Source organism: Polynucleobacter sp. UB-Siik-W21, assembly GCF_018687415.1.
In the GTDB taxonomy this organism is placed as follows: domain Bacteria; phylum Pseudomonadota; class Gammaproteobacteria; order Burkholderiales; family Burkholderiaceae; genus Polynucleobacter.
This window is the reverse complement of record NZ_CP061289.1, coordinates 347,774-366,340: the sequence shown is the minus strand read 5'-3', so window position 1 is coordinate 366,340 and position 18,567 is coordinate 347,774. Positions and strand designations below refer to the sequence as shown.

The following is an 18,567-nucleotide window of genomic DNA, read 5'->3' as shown; positions in this document are numbered from 1 at the left end:
TTTAGCAGGCTTACTGATATGCCGAGCCTTCTATTTTAAATCATTGAGATTGGTAAAAATGGGGGTTTTGCACCCCAAAGTCGCAAATCAGCGCTAATTTAAGGAAATCCACCAAAATAACTAAAGCGGAAAATTCCTCGTAAACTGCAAGCCATGATGAGCAAGCACCCTTTACTGAATAAAAACTTGGTGCTACTGATTGTTTGCCAGGGTCTATTTCTGACCAATAACGTTACCTTCATCGCCATCAATGGCTTAGTTGGTCTCAGTCTGGCCCCAGTGAGTTGGATGGCTACGCTGCCAGTCATGGGCTATGTTGTTGGGGCCGCCTTTTCCACTTCAATCGTGGCCAAATCTCAAAACCACTTTGGCAGAAAGATCTCTTTTCAGTTGGGGCTGCTCGTAGCAGTGCTATCCGCCCTGTTATGCGCCTATGCAGCTCTGAGCCGAAACTTTTGGCTTTTGGTAACAGGCACGTTTATTGCCGGCTATTACAGCGCCAATGGCCAACTCTACCGTTTTGCTGCAGCAGAACTCACCGTAGCGAGTCAACGTGACAAAGCCGTGTCTTGGGTATTGGCAGGCGGAATCTTAGGAGCCGTCATTGGGCCGAACCTAGCCTCCTGGACCCGCAATCTTTTTGACACTGCATTCTTGGGCGCCTACCTCACGCTTTCGATTGCCGGCCTAATGGGGATCGTCGTAATGCAATTCATCCACTTCCCTACCGAATTCAAAACCGAGCACTCTCTGGCGGATGGACGCCCCCTAAAGGCCATCCTCAAGCAACCCGTGTTTATGGTTGCTGTAATTGGGGCAGCACTTGGTTACGGGGTAATGAATCTGCTGATGGCGGCCACACCCTTAGCGATGCAAATTTGTGGCCTGCCTTTTTCCGATACAGCCCTAGTATTGGAGTGGCATGTCATTGGTATGTTTGCTCCAGGATTTTTTACTGGCACCTTAATACAACGTTTTGGTGCCCTCAAGATTATGAGTATCGGAGTCGTACTCAACTTCATCTGCATTCTGATTGCACTCACCGGTACAGACCTTCGTCAATTTTTGATTGCCCTCTTTTTATTAGGCGTTGGCTGGAACTTTTTATTCACAGGCTCAACCTCTTTGGCGATGACTGCCTACAAACCCGATGAGCGTGATAAAGCGCAAGCAGCGATTAACTTCTTTGTATTTGGCACGATGGCCTTCACTTCCTTTGGTTCTGGTGCCTTAATTACCTCACAAGGGTGGAGTATTTTGAACCTCGGCTCTCTGATTCCTGTGATCTTTACTGCGCTGGCACTGCTTTGGCTATCAGCCCAGAATAAGAAGCAGCAAATCGCTTAAGACGCTCTCGCTAGAGGCAAATTAAATAATAAGTTTTGTGGCTTTAGCTTTAATTGCTGCTGATCATTCATGGCAATAGCAAGATAGACGGGCTTCCCTTGCTGCACCTTAGTCACCGCAGTCTCGTCAATAAAGTCAAGACGAAATAGACAAATTACTTTCTCAAGTTCATCTGCCTCTAACAATTCTTTGTTATAAAGTTTATTCAAGATGTCAGTTGCTGCCGCATCTAAACCCACATGCCAGGACCACTTAGGATCACTAATTTGCTGCATTGGGGTAATGCGTACTGACACCCCCAGAAAATGTTTAATCCACTTTTCTAGTACGCGACAAAAATGATTAATTGGCTCATGCCCAAAATTGAGTTGAACGGCAAAATCAAAGTCCTCATTACGCGTCCAATATTCGGCAGCATTGTCTTCATACAAAACATCAAGATCAGCAGACTTCGTGAGCATGGATTTACCTTTCAGTAAGTCCATGATGTTGCCGGACTCGCCCGCTTGCGCATTACGAGTAACCACCTCTTCGTCGGCGGCCATGACAATGCTGTCCTCCAAAACAGTGATTTTTTGAGTCCTAAAGAAGATCTCGCCCATGCGTACTTCCAGCGGATGCGCATCATCTCCCAAGATATGGCGCACAAAAATTTGGGCTAGTTGCATGACAAATAAGGGAGGCACATCAACTCCATCTCCCTTAAATAAACTCATATAGAAACCTTCTAAGGAGCTTGCTGCTAATAGACGTGTTCGGTAGCGGAGCCAAACTCGATAGTTTTCCTGAATATCCTCATCAGCCATCGCCGCAATCTCTTGCTCGGTAATTTCTATGCGAGGATTTTCAGTAAGGCGCTGATGTAGCGCTTGCTCGGCAGCACAAGATTCTGGAACTAGGCTGAGTTCAGGTCTTTGTAAATAGGTGCGTAAAAAATCGTCTGTTACCAATAACTGCCCATCAGGGCTGGTTAGCAGGGTTTGATATGCAGAATTGGGCCAGTAGTTGCTCATGTCATTCCGTTTTCATTGCGCTTACAGTAAGAATCTAGAGCTCAGAATATACTAGCCAGTCATTTTGTACCCAATAGGAAAAATCATGACCGAACTCAAAAAAATCGATACCGTTGTTGGTGACGGCAAAGAGGCTGCTACTGGCAATGACGTTGATGTGCATTACACCGGCTGGCTCTATGACGAAAATGCCCCTGACCATAAAGGCCAGAAATTTGACAGCTCTCTGGATCGCGGTCAGCTCTTTAGTTTTCCCTTGGGTGCAGGCCATGTCATTAAGGGTTGGGACCAAGGCGTTGCGGGTATGAAGATTGGCGGCAAGCGCACTTTAATTATCCCTTCTGAAATGGGTTATGGGGCCAGGGGTGCTGGCGGCGTCATCCCTCCTAATGCGACTCTGGTCTTTGATGTGGAATTACACGGTGTGAACTAAGCACTGCTCTTAGCTACTTAGCCAAAATAAAAGCCACCCGAGGGTGGCTTTTTTAATTATTCAGCTTCGTGAACTCTTTAAATTAAGAGCGTACGTCTTTACCATTCAAGCTTAAGCGATTTATCGAGCGGGTTTGGCATAAGCTAATCAAGCGATTACGTTCTGCCATCACTTTATCTGTATAGCCACCATCATCTTCAATATTGGCCGCGCCAACATAGAACTTCAGACCATTACGCAAAGAACCTGCGGTGGCAATGAGGTACTTCAAGATATAAGCGCCAACACGAATATTGACCTCTGGCTTGACCGCTTCTTGCGTGCCACCAAATAAGGCATATTTCTCACGGTGCACTGAAGTCATTACCTGCATCAATCCTTCTGCGCCTGCATGACTCTTGATATTGGGATTGAAGTTGGACTCTACAGAGATCACCGCCAATAACAATACGGGATCAATGTTCACTTCCTTGGCAATCAAGATCGTATTAGAAACATATTCTTCAATCTTCGCGCGATCGAGGCTGTATTTCTTTTCAAAGAAATCTGCAACTGCACGCTGATTCTGAATCGAACCCATCAAATTGCTATCCAAGGCTTGAGGGTCGATCTTGGATGTTGGAATGCGATCAGCCAAATGAGAGATCGACTTCACTTGAATCTTCGCGACAGAGGGCGCTAACAAAGCAATGGTTTGTTGTTTGGCGCTTGGAAAGCCAGAGCCGCCAGGGATTGATTTTGGGTAAATGACACTCGCAATATTTGTTTCAGAGGCAACGGAAGCAGAGCTCTCATTAGCACTCTTATATTGATCGAGCATGCTAAAGCCATTGCTCCACACGATATGGCGCGCCTCATCTGGCACCAAGATACGGGCGAGATCGAAGGCACCCGCATTCGTCCCATTACCTGATAGCCAAAGACCTACTACCATGAAGACGCTCAGAGCCAATAGGCCGTTAACGACTCGATAGACTGGAGCCATCGCCTGGGCTAGCAGCGCCTTAGCACTCAAAAAGGCTGGTTGCCTATCGAGCATCTCAATCAAATTTTTGGATAAATATTTAATCATTCACCTTGTCGCGAGCAGTTCAAAACTTTATAAAGAATTTTGCTGCAACGCAATATTTAAAAAACATGGGTCATCCTAAAAAGGTTCTTATATCAAGTCAAGAATAAAGAAAGCTATTTCAATAACTTTTAGGTCTTGAATTACGGGAGTTCCCGTATATGCACCAAATAAATCATATTAAGTCTATTTAAATCAATGACTTATGGAAGTTAAGAAGCACTAATTTCATTTTATAAAAAATTACCTAAATCTAGACTTTTTTACTATTCGGAATGAAAAATTGCCTGCAAAAACCATACATCTAGTATTTCAGTCGCTCAAAATTTCTACCGGTAGTATCAGGCTGACTAATGCTGCAAGACACTATTTTTCAAGACTTTGAGTTCTTGAGCTCCCAACCTGAGTCCAGTAAGGATCAATTTCTGACTAGCTCAAAAGCTAACTCAAGTCAGAATGTATTTAAATAGGATCGCCCAGCCCCTACACTTACAGATGATGAAATTCTCCCGCAAGCTCCTCGCGCCCCTAGTTTTGCTGTTTTTATTGCTGAGTCCTTTGAGGGCTTTTGCCCTTTTCGATGAATGCAAGAACCTCTTTCCAGCTCAACAGGTTCCAATTACTAACCAAATGGGACGAGACCTTTGCTTTGATAGCTTTGCAGTTTTTTACTCTCCTCAGGATAAAAAGCCGATTTATACGATAGAAAAACTTCATCGCGACCAACTGCTAGCCCCACACCCCCGCAGAAGCAACCAGTTTTATGAAGAGGCCAGGCTTCCTTTTGCAGAGCGGGCTTTGCTCTCAGACTACCGCGGCAGTGGTTACGATCGCGGTCACAACGCCCCCGCTGGAGATATGAGCAATGAAAGAGCGATGGCTCAGTCATTCTCATTGGCAAATATGATGCCGCAGGCCAGACAGAACAATCAAGGCATTTGGGCCAAAAATGTTGAGGAACCAACTAGACTTTATGCCAAAAGAGCTACTGGAGATATTTATGTCTTTACCGGCTCCACTGGAAATCAAGGCAGCATAGGCAGAAGCCATGTCACCATTCCGAGTCATTTATTTAAGTTAGTTTATGACCCTGATAAAAATGAGGCTTGGGCTTACTGGATCGAGAACAGTAATGAAGCCCAAATGTCCCCGCCTATTTCTTATGCTGAATTGGTGACCAAAATAGGAATTGATTTTCAATTGCCCATCAAAGTAGGTGCTTCCCAGACCAAGCAAGCAATCGCGCCAACCGTCAAACCCCCAACTGCCAAGCCTCATCACGATTTGATGGGAGGATGGTATCCAATCTTTTTCGATGAGTATTCAGCTGATAAGGTCAACGCCCTGATTGCCCGTATTCAAGATGGAAAAGTAGCCAGCGTTCAGATTCAATATGATCGCAATGCTGAGTTAGCGAATAGCATTGCCAGACAAATCGACTTAAAAACATCATTAAGAACTCAGCTCACGCAAAGCAGTCCGCCAGACTCACCCAACGTGAGCTACGAACGTCATCGGGTAACTGCGATCGTTCACTCAAAGTAGTTTTGATTTGGCTTGCAAGCCATGTGCGCGCTGAATAGGAGCTAGCAGTCCACGTAATCCGTTGTGATCCAATGTATGCATTAGCTCTAGTAACTCACCTAATTCCCCTTTAGGAAATCCCTCGCGCGCAAACCAAGCCAAATAGTTTCCTGGCAAGTCTGCTAGTGCACGCCCTGCATGCTTACCAAAGGGCATCTTCATGAGTACGAGTTTTTCTAGTGCTTGTGCATCCATTGAAAAGAAATCTTACAAGGGAAAGTAAATTCCCCCACAAATCTCAACATTTATTTAAAGATGGGCTTTTTCTTATTTGAGAATCATTCTCATTTGATGTTATATTGAGAACCATTCTCATTTACTTTTATCAACCCTCTCTCAGAAAACCATGAAACTGACCATTCAAAAACTGATTGCCTTTAGCCTCGTCCTCGCCGCTACTTTGCACCTCTCATTAGCCCATGCTGGTGAAGGAGCCTTTGGCTGGATCTATACCCTAGACCTTCAGCCCAAAGGTAAGTGGGAATTTGAGCAGCGCCTACAACTCAACCAAACGCAAGCCGCAGGCACTTACGATGCATGGACTGCTAGAACAGAACTTGAGTACGGCCTGACCAACGACTTACAAGTTGCTGGCTATATCAATTCGTACTACACGAATGCCAATCAAAACTACACCAATCCAGAAGCGTGCGGCGATGCGCCTACTTGTACCGGAGGTTATGGAGTCCCTTCTTCACATGACCCATCGACTGCATATAGAAAGAGTGGTATCGAAGGTGGCTCTTTAGAAGCTATTTACCGTATTACAAATCCAGTGACTTCGCCCGTTGGTGTTGGTCTTTATTTAGAACCCACCTGGGGAAGAAATAAAGATGAGATCGAAGCTAGGTTATTACTGCAATCGAACTTCATTGACGACCGCTTAATTTTGGCTAGTAACGTCGTTGTTGCCAACGAGCGTTTGAAGTTTATTGAAAATGGCAACGTTCCTGAGTCAATGTTAGATATCTTGGTTGGCGCTAGCTATCGATTTGCCCCAAAGTGGTCAGCTGGCGTTGAAGCACGCTTTCACAATGACTACTCAGAACTCAATTTACGTAATCAAGTGCAGCGCGCAACCTTTGTTGGCCCGAATTTGCACTACGCCGCAAAAGACTGGTGGGTTACAGGTGCATGGCGCTCTCAATTGGCAGGCGGAACCTGCATGGGTGGCGGCGAGGCGGAATGCTCCAATGCCCGCGTGTGGGATAGCCACTCAGTCAATGAATACATTCTCAAAGTTGGCTTTCCGCTGAACTAATAAAAAATAAGATCATGAATTGGAAACCAAATCCATATGCTGTAGTAGGGCTATCCATATTAGTTGCACCAATCTTTGCGCAAGCAAAGATTTACGTCTCTAGCGAACAAGCCCAGCAAATACTTTTCCCGAATAAGGTACTCAGTAAATCACCCATCATCATTACTGATGATTTACAAGAAAAGATGCGAGCGGCTTCTAGCATCCGCCATCCCTTTCAAGGTGATCGTATATGGAGGTCATCCGATGGCGGATGGTTTGTGATTGATGAGGTCGTAGGTAAGCATGAAATGATTACCTACGCCGTCGCCTTAAATACAAAGGGGAGTGTTTTGGGCATTGAAGTCCTAGAGTATGTGGAATCTTATGGCTACGAAGTAGCTGAGGCACAGTGGCGCAAACAATTTGTTGGTAAAACTATCAAGGACCCCATCAAACTGAATCAAGATATTCAAAATATTGGGGGCGCAACCCTTTCTTGCAAGCACCTCACCGATGGTGTGAAACGGATCACTGTGCTCTATGACTTGACCCTCAAGAACATGCCAGTCAAATCTCAATAAGCACTCAATGATGTCATGAAGACTCGCTGCAAACCGCTTTTAGGAACCTTTGTCGAAATTACTATTGATCAAGATACCGATCAGGCTGCTGTAGATCATGCCTTTGCCGCCATCGAAAAGATTCAGGGCTTAATGGGCTTTCATCAGCCCGATAGCGAACTCAATTACCTCAATCGTTATGCCCATCTCCGGGCGGTAGATATTCATCCCTGGACCTCACAAGTACTAAGCATTGCAAAACAGGTACATCGTCAGTCACGTGGTCTATTTAACTGCGGTATTGGGCATCGCTTGGTTGCGGCTGGTCTTTTACCCCGTCATATTGACATCACCAATCACAATCTTGGTGGCATTGAAGACATCTGTTTTTTGACGCCTGAGCTCATCACCTCCTCTCGTCCCGTATGTTTAGATCTTGGTGGCATTGCCAAAGGCTTTGCAGTTGATATGGCAGTCAAGATTCTGATCTCCGAAGGGATTCGCTCTGGCATCGTCAATGCAGGAGGTGACTTGAGAGTATTTGGTGATACCCCTAAACCCGTTCAGATTCGCAATCCAAAAAATCTTTCAGAGCTGCTTCAAATCGGCTCTCTGCAAAACGCTGCGCTAGCTACTAGTAGTCTGTATTTTGCAAAAAGAGATGGGCATGAAAGTCATCTCATCAATCCCCTGGCAACAGAAGAATCTGATATTTATATTCATTCTTCAGACTCCTATTCCATCCTCGCAAAGGAATGCGTTTATGCCGATGCCCTCACTAAAGTGCTCGCTTTATCAAAACAAACCAATCATCCTTGCTTTGCTAAATTCTCGGCACAAGCCATTCGGATTGTCATATGAGTCGTTTAGGAAAAATGCCAGAATGGCAGAAATGGTTTGTAATACTTGGGATCTTCAGTTGCTCTTTAAGCGGCGGTATTTACTTAATAGGTCACGAATTTCAGATTCAACGATCCATTTTGGGATCACACAATATTTTAGTGATTCATGGGGTAGCGGCTATGCTGACAATCCTTGCGCTAGGGTCTGTTCTACCCTTTCACCTCAAGGCCGGCCTGAAGTCTAAAAGAAAATGGTGGAGCGGCTTAGGTCAACTGAGCTTCTTAAGCGCATTAATGATTACTGGCTTACTTCTGTATTACGGCCCAGAAGCCATTCGGGAAACGGTAGTCAGTACTCATTGGGGGCTTGGTCTTCTGTTTTTTGCCGTTTTCTTAATACACATTCCCATGGGCTTGAACAAGCAAGCGAGGAGTTAGCAACATTAACACCTTACTTCTAGATTGATTCGCCCTATAAAATCCATAGCAATGGATAACTCATTGCTCATCGGCCCAGCCCTCGGAATTATTGTGGGAGTTCTCATGGGGCTGACTGGCGCGGGTGGCGGCATTCTCTCTGTCCCACTATTAGTATTTGCCCTTCATCTGAATATGGTAGATGCCAGCCCCATATCCCTCTCGGCAATTGCCCTTGCTGCCAGCGTGGGCGCTTTACTGGGGCTAAAAAATAATCTTCTACGCTATAAAGCCGCCATCTTCATGGCTATCTTTGGAGTGATATTGGCTCCTGCTGGATTTTGGTTGGCAAGCCACATCCCAAATGGTCCGCTACTACTTATTTTTAGCAGCGCACTCTTTTACTCCGCGTTTAACCAATATAGACAAGCTCGCAATACTGCTTTAGGTATCCCAGAACCTCCAAGGCAGCCACCCCCTTGTTTGATGAATCCATCAGTTGGAAAGTTGTCTTGGAATGTTCCCTGCGCTAAGGCACTTGCTCTTACCGGCGGCTTGGCAGGTCTCTTATCGGGACTGCTTGGAGTGGGCGGTGGCTTCATCATCATTCCAGCCTTAAAACGCTATACCAATTTATCAGCTCAATCGATCATCGTTACTTCATTGGGCGTACAAGCTTTAATTTCTGGTGGAAGCGTCATCTTCTCTGCGGCAACGGGTAGCTTTAATTTCATTGTGGCTGCACCCTTTTCTATCGGCGCCCTCGGCGGCCTACTTATTGGTCTAGCAATCAGCAAAAAGCTCAGTGGGCCGAAGTTGCAGCAAGTCTTTGCAGTCATGGTTTTTGGTGTAGCAGTCAGCCTCACGCTGAAAGGTCTGCATTTACTATGATTTGTATTGATGTATGAGGTTGTGCAGCAATAAAGCGTGAAGCCTTCTTGCTCATCTCAGACTTCTAATCATCTTTGAGTTTTCCAGTAGGGCCAAAACAAATTGACCATCAAGCCCAAGATGACAATACCCGCTGCCAAAATTTTCCATAGGGGCAAAGACTCACTCAAGAAAAATGCTGCGGAGCCCATACCAAAAATGGGTACCAATAAGGGTGCAGGTGCCACTGCTGCTGCAGGATGTTTGGAGAGTAGCCAGGCCCAAGCGCCATAGCCAAAGAGCGTATTTCCCCAAGACTGCCACAGAACACCAAGCCAGGCACCTGTTGGCGCTGAAGTGAGTGAGACATACATCGAACCCCAACCTCCTTCAAAAATCCAAGAGATCAGCAGCAATGGTGGAATTGCAAAAGCACTAGCCCACACTACATAAGAAAGCATGTTGATAGCACCGGCACGGCGACTAGCAGTATTGGCTACACCCCAAGAAAAACCTGCAAATACCACTAAGGCTAAACCCAGAAAGGTGGTAGTGGCATCTGTATGGACCGCAATAATTCCTAAACCGGTCATAGCAATGGCTACTGCAACCGCCTGATAGAGTTTTAACTGTTCTTTAGCAAACAGCATCGCAAAACCAATCGTGAAAAATACCTGCGTCTGAACGACCAAAGAAGCCAGGCCAGGTGAAATATTGCCATCAATCGCAAAATATAAAATCCCGAACTGCCCTACCCCTACTGCAAGACCGTAAATACAGAGATTGACCCATGAGACCTTTGGTCTAGGCAAGAAGAACACTGCTGGCAAAAAGGCAAATACAAAACGCAAGGCGGCAAACAAAAAAGGCGGAAAACTCTCTAAAGAAATTTTGATCACTACAAAGTTGGTTCCCCATACGGCCACAATGGCTAATGCCAGTAACAAATGGCTAACAGGCAATTGGTAATTAAGAGATGGCTTCAATGAATTACTCACGCGTCAGCAATTCCGCTACGCGCTCTGCAATCATCATGGTTGGTGCAGCCGTATTACCCGAAGTAATGGTGGGCATGGCAGAAGCATCTACTACCCTCAAATGATGAATCTCCCTTACTCGCAATTGTGAGTCTAGAACGGCCATCGGATCATCGGGCCGCCCCATCTTGCAAGTGCCCACTGGATGAAAAATCGTCGTACCAATATCTCCTGCTGCTTTTACCAACTCTTCGTCACTTTGATATTGAATACCCGGCTTATATTCTTCTGGCGTAAAAGGTTTGAGTGCAGGACTTTCCACAATCTTCCGAGTTAAACGCAATGACTCTACTGCCACCTTACGATCTTCTTCAGTAGATAAGTAGTTCGGTTGAATTGCTGGAGGCGCTTCAGGATCAACAGAGGTGATGTGTACGCTACCCCGTGAAGTGGGACGCAAGTTACATACACTGGCAGTGAACGCATTGAAGGAATGCAAGTCTTCACCAAAACGTTCAAGCGACAAAGGTTGCACATGATATTCCACGTTAGCACTCTTTTGAGCTGAAGAGCTATAAGCAAATGCCCCCAGCTGTGAAGGCGCCATCGACATCGGTCCCGAGCGCTTTAAGAGATACTCCAATCCAATCATCATCTTGCCAAATAATGAATTCGCTTGGGTGTTGAGAGTTTTGATGCCGTTCACTTTATAAATCATCCGCAATTGCAAATGATCTTGCAGGTTTTCACCAACCCCCGGTAAGTCTGCAATCACCGGGATACCCAACTGATTTAAATGCGCTGCAGCGCCAATACCAGAACGTTCTAAAATTTGCACGCTACCAATAGAGCCAGCACTCAAAATCACTTCGCCGTCTGGATTGATCAATGATTCAGTGACCACACCGTTCCAGCGGTACTCAACCCCGTAACATTGTTTAGTCAATGGATCGATCTTGAGTTTGGTTACCATGGCTTCGGTGAGTACCGTCAGATTACTACGCTTGACAGCATCTTTTAAAAAAGCTTTTGATGTATTGAGCCTCCAACCCTTACGCTGGCTCACATCAAAGTAGCCTACACCAAAGTTATCGCCACGATTAAAGTCATCTGATGCTGGAATGCCAGCCTCTATTGCCGCATCTTTAAATCGGTCCATGATGGGCCAACGCAAGCGTTGCTTCGATACGGTCCACTCGCCACCTTTGCCGTGCCATTGATTGGCATCACTGTGGTAATCCTCAAATACTTTATAGCGCTTGAGTACATTCTCCCAAGACCAAGCTTCATCGCCTGTGGCTTGTACCCAAGACTCATAGTCACTTGCTTGACCGCGCATGTAGATCATGCCGTTAATCGATGAACATCCACCAAGTACACGACCGCGGGGATATAACAAGGAGCGGCCATTGAGACCTTTTTCGGCAACCGTCTTAAAACGCCAATCTGTTTTTGGATTATCAATGCAGTAAAGATAGCCCACCGGAATATGAATCCAAATGTAGTTATCACTCTTACCGGCCTCAATTAATAAAACCCTCTTTTGCGGGTTCTCAGTTAAACGCTTAGCCAACATACAACCGGCACTGCCTGCCCCAATAATGATGTAGTCGTAAGCGTTTGCTTGAGTCATGTATCCGCTGCATAAAACATAGTTGCTTCTATTATTGACCAATAAAAAAATCAGGTATTTCTTGGCATTTTTGTTGATTTGTTATAGAATCAATTACGATCTATTATTAGATCATGAGAACTTGCTATAAAAGAGCCTTTGCTCAATTTGTCAAAAGGGCTTCAAAGCCTTTGCAGTTAGCGATAGAAGATAAGGTTATTGAAGTTTGTAACAACCCCAGGATAGGTCAGCAAAAACTTGGTGACCTACAGGGAATATTTGTTTATAAGTTTCGCTTTAATAAACAGGAATATTTAATGGCATATCAATTTAACCATTTTGCAAATGGAAATTTCATAACCTGGATTGAGTTCTGTCAAATTGGACCTCATGAAAATTTCTACAATCAACTAAAACGATCAATTCGTCTCAAATGACAACTCAAAGGCACTTGAATAAAGAAAGCGAGGTCAATGAATGACTCCAACGATGACTGCTGAGGATCTATTTGCTCAAGTGCAAAAAATGTCAGCAAAAGAACGTATTAAATTTTTCTCTTTAATTGCAATAAATGCCTTTAAGGAGACCGATTACACGCACGAACAAGTATTTGGACATCTGAGAAATGCTACCTTTTCGGCAGAAGAGGCTGCAGAATTTTTAGAAATTTCGCTTCCCACTTTGCGTAGATATGTCCAGGCTGGTAGATTACAGCCATCAACCGTCATTGGTCGCAGTCAGTTGTTTTCTAGTGATAGTCTGCGACTTTTCAAACAAAAGATCAGTAAAGAATAATTCGGATCAAATACCCGTCTAAAATACTTAGATGCACATTAATGAGAAAAATCGCACTCCCAAGCTTGCTGAGGAAGATGAAGGCCCAAGCAAGTCCGAGTTAAAGCGCCAAATGACTGAACGCCAGAAATTGGCAGAGGTATTGGCAGCTTTGAGTAGCGATGCCCTCAAAACCATTCCCTTAGATGACGCCATCAAAACAGCGATTGCAGAAACTAACAAGATTAAGAGTTTTGAAGCGATTCGTCGCCATAAGCAGTATCTTGGCAAGCTCATGCGCTTTTTAGATGAAGAAGAACTCGAAGCGATTCAAAAACGTTTAGATGCCATTCAGGGCGTCAGTAAAGCAGAGACTGCAAAGCTTCACTTCTTAGAGGGCTATCGTGATCGGCTTATCGCCCATGATGAAAATTTTACCAAAATGATTGAGCAATATCCCGATATGGATATTCAGAATATGCGCACCCTTATTCGCAATGCGCGAAGAGAGAAAGAGCAAAATAAGCCTCCTAAGGCTTATCGAGAAATCTTTCGTGTCTTAAAAGAAATGGGACTTTAAAATTTAATTCTTCGCGCAGGCATCTCTACCCATCGGTAGAGATAATTCGCAGCTTGCCAACTTGCTACTAAGGAGAAGAACATCAGAACTATTGCCATGACTCCATCATGTTGCCGGCTCATACCCCAACCGATATAGAGCGTATTAGCCAACAAGATAAAAGCGAAGTGTATTAAGAAGGCGCAATACGATCTTCTGCTACTCCATAAAATGGCATTCACTAATTTATGCGGACGCAAATGTTTTTGATCTCGCCATTGGTCAATATAGGCCCAATCCCCCCAGAGGATCAAAACTAAAGCGACTACATAAGCCAGAATATTTCGTAGCCAAAACTCTTGAAAACTGGCAACTATGATTGCCACACCAATAGCCCACATCACTACTCTAGCAAAGCGATTGATTAATCGATCGGGATAATTTTTACAAAGCTGAGCCAAAACACCTAAACCATAAGAGCCAATAAAGTAGATGAAATAATTTTCGTAGTCAGCATTTCTATTGAAATACAGCAGCGATAGAGCACACAGTACGGCTAAAAACCACACTACCGAACGAAAGGTAGGAAACATTCCCAATACGATTGCCAGAATTGCGTATAACTGCCAATCAATCGCCACATACCAAACGCCAGCAGAAATAGAATCAAGCCCTAAGATGCCCTGCAGAAAAAATAGATGCGCTAAAAACTGACTCAGCGTTTCTGATTCACCCACGAATTCATCTTGTACCCAAAAACGCGCCACCCACGCACAAGCTATGGTGATGATCAGCGCAACAACGTACGGTGCAAACAAGCGCAGATAGCGATTAAAAATAATCCTTAAAACAGTTTGGAGATTTTTTAAGTTACTGGTGCGCGTCAGGGATTGGGCGGCCAAGTATCCGCCCATGACCAAAAAGATCTGTACTGCATAGCGTCCGTATTCAAACAACCAAGTCATTAGTTCTGGCAACACTGTGCGTGCATCCTCTGCGATCTGTCCGTAACTCGACAGATGGTGAATGATGATGATTAAAGCTGCAAAAGTCTTTAAAAAATCAACGAGGAGAAAATGGTTTTTTGACTGCAAAGAAGCAAATTGCTAAAGAGTTCGAAGGATCATTAGATGCTAGTTCAGCGAAGCAGCGTAAGCAGCCAAAGCGTCGATATCATCATCGCTCAAACCTCGCGCTGCGCTCCCCATTGTGCCATCCATGTCCACCCGACTACCAGTACGAATATTTTTAAGTTGAGTCATCACATACTCAGATGATTGCCCAGCCAAACGCGCAATATGCTTTTGTCCTTGTAACTGTGGACCATGACACGAATTGCAATACTGGGCACTGGAGATCTGCTGACCTTTAGCAATTTTTTCTGCATTACCTGATTTAGCCAGCGGCGGCGGTAAAGCGGCATAGTAGACCGCAATATCACGCATATCTTGATCGCTTAAGGGCATCGCTAGAGCCTCCATTGCTCCACCTTTGCGCTGTTGGCCTCTGAACTGAATCAACTGATAGGTAATGGATAGCGCTGGTTGTGCCGCAAGATTTGGTATCTCTGGTGAAATACTAATGCCATTTTCTCCATGACAAGCAAAGCATGTTTGTGCTTTTGCTTTACCTGCTGCTGCATCTGGTGGCGCAGCATATATATTAAATGAGCAGACTAAAGAAGTAAAAAAGGCCACCCCGAGGATGGCCCTAGTGCTAGAGATCAATTTCATTTACCGTATGATACGCGGAAGATTGCACCAGTTTCATCATCGGATACCAACATGGAACCGTCTTTGAGCATCTGAACGTCAACTGGACGCCCCCAATATTTATCACCATCCAACCAGCCGGTTACGAATGGCTCAGCTTTGACAACCTTATTTTTAGAATCAAGCACTACTCGCACCACTTGATAACCAACACGCTGAGTTTTATTCCAAGAGCCGTGTTCAGCAATAAAGATATTGCCTTTGTATTCTGCTGGAAATTGCTTGCCGTTATAAAAACGCATACCCAAAGCAGCTACGTGTGCGCCTAAGTTATAGACAGGCTTATCAAACTCATCGCATGAACGTCCTTTACCAAACTCAGGATCTAAGAAGTCACCCTGATGACAATGAGGGTAGCCGAAGTTCATTCCCTTAGGGCGAACTAAGCGATTTAAGGTGTCATTTGGCTTGTCTTCAGCAACCCAATCACGAGCATTGTTGGTAAACCAAAGTTCTTTAGAGCCTGGTTGGAAATCCATACCAACACTGTTACGAACACCGGTTGCAACTGTTTCTAAAATATTGGTTTTTAGGTTCAAGCGAACGATCGTTGCATGAGTTGATGGTGGCACAACAATATTTGCTGGTGTACCGATTTGAAAATACAAATACTGTCCATCAGGACTGAGCTTCATGAACTTCCAACCATGCGGCTCATCTTTCGGAAGCGCATCAAACACTACTACTGGTACAGGTGGATTATCTAAGTTCTGCTCAATATTGTCGTAACGAATGATGCGCGAGAGTTCAGCAACGTAAAGTGAACCATTGGTGAACGCTACACCGTTTGGACGATGCAAACCCTTGGCGATGGTTTTCACTTCGCGCTTGCCATCTTTAGTTACTACAGCATAGACATTTCCTGTAAAGCGGGTGCCTACAAAAACGGTGCCATTTGGAGACTCGGTCATAGAGCGACCGTTTGGCATACCGGATGCCCACAACTCAATCTTGAAGCCAGCTGGCACTTTTAGCTTGCTGACGGGAATTTCATCTGCAGACATTGCAGAAATACCAGGAGGATTTGGCGCCAAGGATGGATTCATACCATCTGGTGTTCTACCTTGCGCCCATGTTGGCGGAATTGCAGGCGCTGCAGCTGGTGCCGGAGCAGGAGCTTGTGCACTTGCCAAAGTAGCAACTACAATGCCGGCAGCAAACATTAAAGAATTAATAGTTTTTAATTTCACAGATACATCTCCTAATTTTTGTTTTTTATTGCACTTACTCTCATTTACTTCGAACTCAGTTTCGTTAAATCCTAAAGCATTTTCAATATGTTCACACTAAATTCAATACTACTGCACTGCATCAATTTTCTAGAAGATCATCCTAGCCCCAACGGTGATAGCTTGCGGCATGCCAGCCTGATACGAAGAGGCCTGCGATGCAATATTGAAGGTGACATACTGTCGATTCAGTAAGTTCACTGCTGAGGCAAATACTGAGGCCTGGGGGGTGACTTGATAATTCGCCTTTAAGCCAACCACGGCATAGGCAGGCACTGGCAGGGATCCTGTTGCCATCCAGGAGTTGCCAACATAACGCACGGTGGTTGTCAGGCTTGCCTGCGGCACAGGGTAATAAGTAATGGCTGCATTTGCAATATTCATCGGTACACCGCCCACCTGTGAATTAATCGCGTCAGTCGTGGCAGTCCACGTTAATACAGTTCGGGTGTAGGAGTAGCCACCATCTACAGCCCAATTCGGATTGAGATCGTGATGGTATTGCAACTCAAGACCGCGACTCAATAGATTTTGTTGATTGGTGTAGTAGCTGACATTGGTATAGCCTGAGCTTGTACTGGTAGCAGAGCATCCCGAAAGTCCAGCGGCACTACACAGACTGTTTGCATAAGCCCAATTTGCAGTAGTAATTTTGTAGCTGGCGATCGCATTCTGAATGTAATTATTAAAAGCAGTAAGCTGCGCAAAACCATTTTTCCAGCGGTAATCTGTCCCCACTTCATAACCCGTCATTGTCTCGGGCGTTAAATTCGGATTAGCCAGAGAATATCCACTGACAGAGTTTCCATAACTACGCAAAGTATTGTTCATACTCGGCGCATGAAAAGCTTGATAGGCAGCACTACGCAAGTCCCAATTTTGGGTTGCTTTATATAGCAGACCTAGAGTTGGACTCAACTGTGTTTTGCTCTGATTTGGAATGCCTTGATAGATAGGACTTGAACCATTGGCGCCAGCGTTATATGAAGTGGGTGTTTGACTATTCCATGCATCAACCCGCACACCCAGGGAGGTTTCTAGTGGAATTGCGCTAGCCCGAGATTTAACTTGACCAAGAAGTCCATAAAAGTTTTGCTGTCCCTGCGCGTAACTTACTGAGCTTACTGCGCCAGTCGTACCAAGATTATTTGTTAAGTTCGATGCAGAAATATTTCTGGCATCGATACCAACAATATATTGATCAATGCCGGCGGCTTTTAAGTCATGTGTATATTGCGCTGATGCGCCAAGAGTGGAATAGGGATCGGTGTAATTGGCATTGATATAAGGCTTATATGGTGAAGCGGTCAAATTATTGGCAGTTTGTTTATAGAAATTTGTATTTTGATAATAAACATTAACCTGCACTTTTTTATCTACATCTAGATTTGTAGTGGAACCGCCCGCCACATCAGCCGTCTGAATTAAATTGGGTGCGATGGCGTAGTTGTTACTTAAGTCCGCCATCGTGCTGTAACCCATTCTTAAGAATGCATTGGTATCAGCAGTGGGTTTGAAGTAATTTTGTAGGCGGACATTCGAATTCTTAACGGCATCCGTTCCCATGCCATTTTTAATATTACTCGGCGATCCTGGAGAAATCGTAGCGTAGTTCTGAAAGCCTTCGCTAGAAAAGTAATCTGCAGAAAAGCGCATCTGCATTACATCTGACATGACCAGATCTTTTGAGGCGGCCACGTTACCTGTTGCAAATGATCCTATGCTGGCAGAAACTTCTTGAGAACTATTTTTAGGTGTTTTGGTGTTGATATTGATCACACCACCCATGCCGTAGTTGCCATACAAACTAGAAACACCACCGCGCACAAACTCCACCGACTCAATCGAAGACATCGGCACCAAGTTCCACTGTACTGTTCCGTAGAAGGCGTCATTTGCTGGTAAGCCATCGATTAATACTAGGGTGCGGCCATAACCCAAACCACGGACGTTAATGCTTTGACCAGTGGGATCTTTTTGGTAGTAAGGCACATCATTTAAAAATACGCCTGGCACATTCTTGAGTACTTGATCAATAGTTTGATCAGGAGAAGATTCCAATACTTCTTTCGTTAGAATCGTCGTATTGAGTGACATTTCATCTAGGGGTGTTCCTGAACGAGTGGCATTCACCACCATGTCGTTGAGCTTTTGATCGTAATTTGGGGGTGGTGCAATTTGCGCCCAAGATTGAGCAGATTGCAAAACTAATAAGAGAGCTAGAACATTCGCGCTAGATTGCAGTTGCTTACACATAACCATTATT

20 protein-coding genes are annotated in these 18,567 nt (G+C 44.8%); 11 read left to right on the top strand and 9 right to left on the bottom strand.

Annotation, left to right across the window (positions count from 1 at the left end):
• Positions 1-174: 174 nt before the first annotated feature.
• Positions 175-1,347, top strand: coding sequence for an MFS transporter (locus C2756_RS01940; RefSeq protein WP_215320757.1), 1,173 nt, complete (start codon positions 175-177; stop codon positions 1,345-1,347).
• Here C2756_RS01940 and C2756_RS01935 read toward each other — a convergent pair.
• Positions 1,344-2,360 (bottom strand): DUF6352 family protein, encoded by a 1,017-nt coding sequence (locus C2756_RS01935; protein ID WP_215319707.1) that lies wholly within the window; start codon positions 2,358-2,360, stop codon positions 1,344-1,346. The genes C2756_RS01940 and C2756_RS01935 overlap by 4 nt on opposite strands.
• A gap of 85 nt (positions 2,361-2,445) precedes the next feature.
• On the opposite strand from C2756_RS01935, the gene C2756_RS01930 reads away from it, so the two are divergent.
• On the top strand, positions 2,446-2,793 hold the full coding sequence (locus C2756_RS01930) for an FKBP-type peptidyl-prolyl cis-trans isomerase (protein WP_215296378.1): 348 nt from the start codon (positions 2,446-2,448) through the stop codon (positions 2,791-2,793).
• Positions 2,794-2,875: 82 nt separating this feature from the next.
• Here C2756_RS01930 and C2756_RS01925 read toward each other — a convergent pair whose 3' ends face one another.
• Entirely contained in the window at positions 2,876-3,865 is a 990-nt protein-coding gene (locus C2756_RS01925; RefSeq protein WP_215319706.1) for a transglycosylase SLT domain-containing protein, read from the bottom strand.
• Between the two features lie 492 nt (positions 3,866-4,357).
• On the opposite strand from C2756_RS01925, the gene C2756_RS01920 reads away from it, so the two are divergent.
• Complete coding sequence (locus tag C2756_RS01920) at positions 4,358-5,407, top strand: DNA/RNA non-specific endonuclease (RefSeq protein ID WP_251372096.1); 1,050 nt, start codon at positions 4,358-4,360, stop codon at positions 5,405-5,407.
• Here C2756_RS01920 and C2756_RS01915 read toward each other — a convergent pair.
• On the bottom strand, positions 5,399-5,641 hold the full coding sequence (locus C2756_RS01915) for a DUF3820 family protein (RefSeq protein ID WP_215319705.1): 243 nt from the start codon (positions 5,639-5,641) through the stop codon (positions 5,399-5,401). The two genes, C2756_RS01920 and C2756_RS01915, sit on opposite strands and share 9 nt — an antisense overlap.
• A gap of 151 nt (positions 5,642-5,792) precedes the next feature.
• Here C2756_RS01915 and C2756_RS01910 point away from each other — a divergent pair, with 151 nt between their 5' ends.
• The 5 genes from C2756_RS01910 to C2756_RS01890 are packed head-to-tail and all read left to right on the top strand — an operon-like array spanning position 5,793 to position 9,399.
• Positions 5,793-6,707 carry a DUF6662 family protein gene (locus C2756_RS01910; RefSeq protein ID WP_215319704.1) on the top strand — a complete coding sequence of 305 codons (915 nt, stop codon included), beginning with the start codon at positions 5,793-5,795 and terminating at the stop codon, positions 6,705-6,707.
• A 14-nt stretch (positions 6,708-6,721) separates the two neighbouring features.
• Positions 6,722-7,270: an FMN-binding protein gene (locus tag C2756_RS01905; protein WP_215319703.1), complete on the top strand. Its 549-nt coding sequence runs from the start codon at positions 6,722-6,724 to the stop codon at positions 7,268-7,270.
• 15 nt (positions 7,271-7,285) lie between these two features.
• On the top strand, positions 7,286-8,110 hold the full coding sequence (locus tag C2756_RS01900) for an FAD:protein FMN transferase (RefSeq protein WP_215319702.1): 825 nt from the start codon (positions 7,286-7,288) through the stop codon (positions 8,108-8,110).
• On the top strand, positions 8,107-8,529 hold the full coding sequence (locus tag C2756_RS01895; protein WP_215319701.1) for a hypothetical protein: 423 nt from the start codon (positions 8,107-8,109) through the stop codon (positions 8,527-8,529). The genes C2756_RS01900 and C2756_RS01895 overlap by 4 nt, the downstream gene beginning before the upstream one ends.
• A gap of 51 nt (positions 8,530-8,580) precedes the next feature.
• A complete protein-coding gene (locus C2756_RS01890) occupies positions 8,581-9,399 on the top strand; it encodes a sulfite exporter TauE/SafE family protein (RefSeq protein ID WP_215319700.1) in 819 nt (272 codons plus the stop codon).
• A 68-nt stretch (positions 9,400-9,467) separates the two neighbouring features.
• On the opposite strand, the gene C2756_RS01885 is transcribed toward C2756_RS01890, so the two are convergent.
• A complete protein-coding gene (locus tag C2756_RS01885) occupies positions 9,468-10,340 on the bottom strand; it encodes an EamA family transporter (RefSeq protein WP_215320751.1) in 873 nt (290 codons plus the stop codon).
• 28 nt (positions 10,341-10,368) lie between these two features.
• Positions 10,369-11,988: a GMC family oxidoreductase gene (locus C2756_RS01880; protein WP_215319699.1), complete on the bottom strand. Its 1,620-nt coding sequence runs from the start codon at positions 11,986-11,988 to the stop codon at positions 10,369-10,371.
• Positions 11,989-12,101: 113 nt separating this feature from the next.
• Between C2756_RS01880 and C2756_RS01875 the strand changes: the two genes are divergently transcribed.
• The 3 genes from C2756_RS01875 to yjgA are packed head-to-tail and all read left to right on the top strand — an operon-like array spanning position 12,102 to position 13,321.
• On the top strand, positions 12,102-12,404 hold the full coding sequence (locus tag C2756_RS01875) for a type II toxin-antitoxin system RelE/ParE family toxin (protein WP_215319698.1): 303 nt from the start codon (positions 12,102-12,104) through the stop codon (positions 12,402-12,404).
• Positions 12,405-12,456: 52 nt separating this feature from the next.
• Complete coding sequence (locus C2756_RS01870; protein ID WP_251372095.1) at positions 12,457-12,762, top strand: helix-turn-helix domain-containing protein; 306 nt, start codon at positions 12,457-12,459, stop codon at positions 12,760-12,762.
• A gap of 31 nt (positions 12,763-12,793) precedes the next feature.
• Positions 12,794-13,321 carry a ribosome biogenesis factor YjgA gene (gene yjgA, locus C2756_RS01865; RefSeq protein ID WP_215319696.1) on the top strand — a complete coding sequence of 176 codons (528 nt, stop codon included), beginning with the start codon at positions 12,794-12,796 and terminating at the stop codon, positions 13,319-13,321.
• Here the strand turns inward: yjgA and C2756_RS01860 are convergent.
• From C2756_RS01860 to C2756_RS01845, 4 genes are all read right to left on the bottom strand, one after another.
• Positions 13,318-14,394 carry an acyltransferase gene (locus C2756_RS01860; protein WP_215319695.1) on the bottom strand — a complete coding sequence of 359 codons (1,077 nt, stop codon included), beginning with the start codon at positions 14,392-14,394 and terminating at the stop codon, positions 13,318-13,320. The two genes, yjgA and C2756_RS01860, sit on opposite strands and share 4 nt — an antisense overlap.
• A 39-nt stretch (positions 14,395-14,433) precedes the next feature.
• The gene (locus C2756_RS01855) at positions 14,434-15,033 is read right to left on the bottom strand and encodes a cytochrome c (protein ID WP_215319694.1); all 600 of its coding nucleotides are present in this window, start codon (positions 15,031-15,033) and stop codon (positions 14,434-14,436) included.
• Complete coding sequence (locus tag C2756_RS01850; protein ID WP_251372094.1) at positions 15,030-16,262, bottom strand: sorbosone dehydrogenase family protein; 1,233 nt, start codon at positions 16,260-16,262, stop codon at positions 15,030-15,032. The genes C2756_RS01855 and C2756_RS01850 overlap by 4 nt, the downstream gene beginning before the upstream one ends.
• 129 nt (positions 16,263-16,391) lie before the next feature.
• Positions 16,392-18,557: a TonB-dependent receptor gene (locus C2756_RS01845; RefSeq protein WP_215319693.1), complete on the bottom strand. Its 2,166-nt coding sequence runs from the start codon at positions 18,555-18,557 to the stop codon at positions 16,392-16,394.
• Between the last annotated feature and the right edge of the window lie 10 nt (positions 18,558-18,567).

What these genes read in the sequence shown, in the direction of transcription:
- C2756_RS01895 (WP_215319701.1), top strand. Translation starts at nt 8,107, where the DNA reads ATGAGTCGTTTAGGAAAAATGCCAGAATGGCAGAAATGGTTTGTAATA.
- C2756_RS01915 (WP_215319705.1), bottom strand. Translation starts at nt 5,641, where the DNA reads ATGGATGCACAAGCACTAGAAAAACTCGTACTCATGAAGATGCCCTTT.
- C2756_RS01890 (WP_215319700.1), top strand. Translation starts at nt 8,581, where the DNA reads ATGGATAACTCATTGCTCATCGGCCCAGCCCTCGGAATTATTGTGGGA.
- C2756_RS01875 (WP_215319698.1), top strand. Translation starts at nt 12,102, where the DNA reads ATGAGAACTTGCTATAAAAGAGCCTTTGCTCAATTTGTCAAAAGGGCT.
- C2756_RS01910 (WP_215319704.1), top strand. Translation starts at nt 5,793, where the DNA reads ATGAAACTGACCATTCAAAAACTGATTGCCTTTAGCCTCGTCCTCGCC.
- C2756_RS01870 (WP_251372095.1), top strand. Translation starts at nt 12,457, where the DNA reads ATGACTGCTGAGGATCTATTTGCTCAAGTGCAAAAAATGTCAGCAAAA.
- C2756_RS01900 (WP_215319702.1), top strand. Translation starts at nt 7,286, where the DNA reads ATGAAGACTCGCTGCAAACCGCTTTTAGGAACCTTTGTCGAAATTACT.
- C2756_RS01845 (WP_215319693.1), bottom strand. Translation starts at nt 18,557, where the DNA reads ATGTGTAAGCAACTGCAATCTAGCGCGAATGTTCTAGCTCTCTTATTA.
- C2756_RS01930 (WP_215296378.1), top strand. Translation starts at nt 2,446, where the DNA reads ATGACCGAACTCAAAAAAATCGATACCGTTGTTGGTGACGGCAAAGAG.
- C2756_RS01880 (WP_215319699.1), bottom strand. Translation starts at nt 11,988, where the DNA reads ATGACTCAAGCAAACGCTTACGACTACATCATTATTGGGGCAGGCAGT.
- C2756_RS01920 (WP_251372096.1), top strand. Translation starts at nt 4,358, where the DNA reads ATGATGAAATTCTCCCGCAAGCTCCTCGCGCCCCTAGTTTTGCTGTTT.
- C2756_RS01935 (WP_215319707.1), bottom strand. Translation starts at nt 2,360, where the DNA reads ATGAGCAACTACTGGCCCAATTCTGCATATCAAACCCTGCTAACCAGC.
- C2756_RS01925 (WP_215319706.1), bottom strand. Translation starts at nt 3,865, where the DNA reads ATGATTAAATATTTATCCAAAAATTTGATTGAGATGCTCGATAGGCAA.
- C2756_RS01905 (WP_215319703.1), top strand. Translation starts at nt 6,722, where the DNA reads ATGAATTGGAAACCAAATCCATATGCTGTAGTAGGGCTATCCATATTA.
- C2756_RS01855 (WP_215319694.1), bottom strand. Translation starts at nt 15,033, where the DNA reads ATGAAATTGATCTCTAGCACTAGGGCCATCCTCGGGGTGGCCTTTTTT.
- yjgA (WP_215319696.1), top strand. Translation starts at nt 12,794, where the DNA reads ATGCACATTAATGAGAAAAATCGCACTCCCAAGCTTGCTGAGGAAGAT.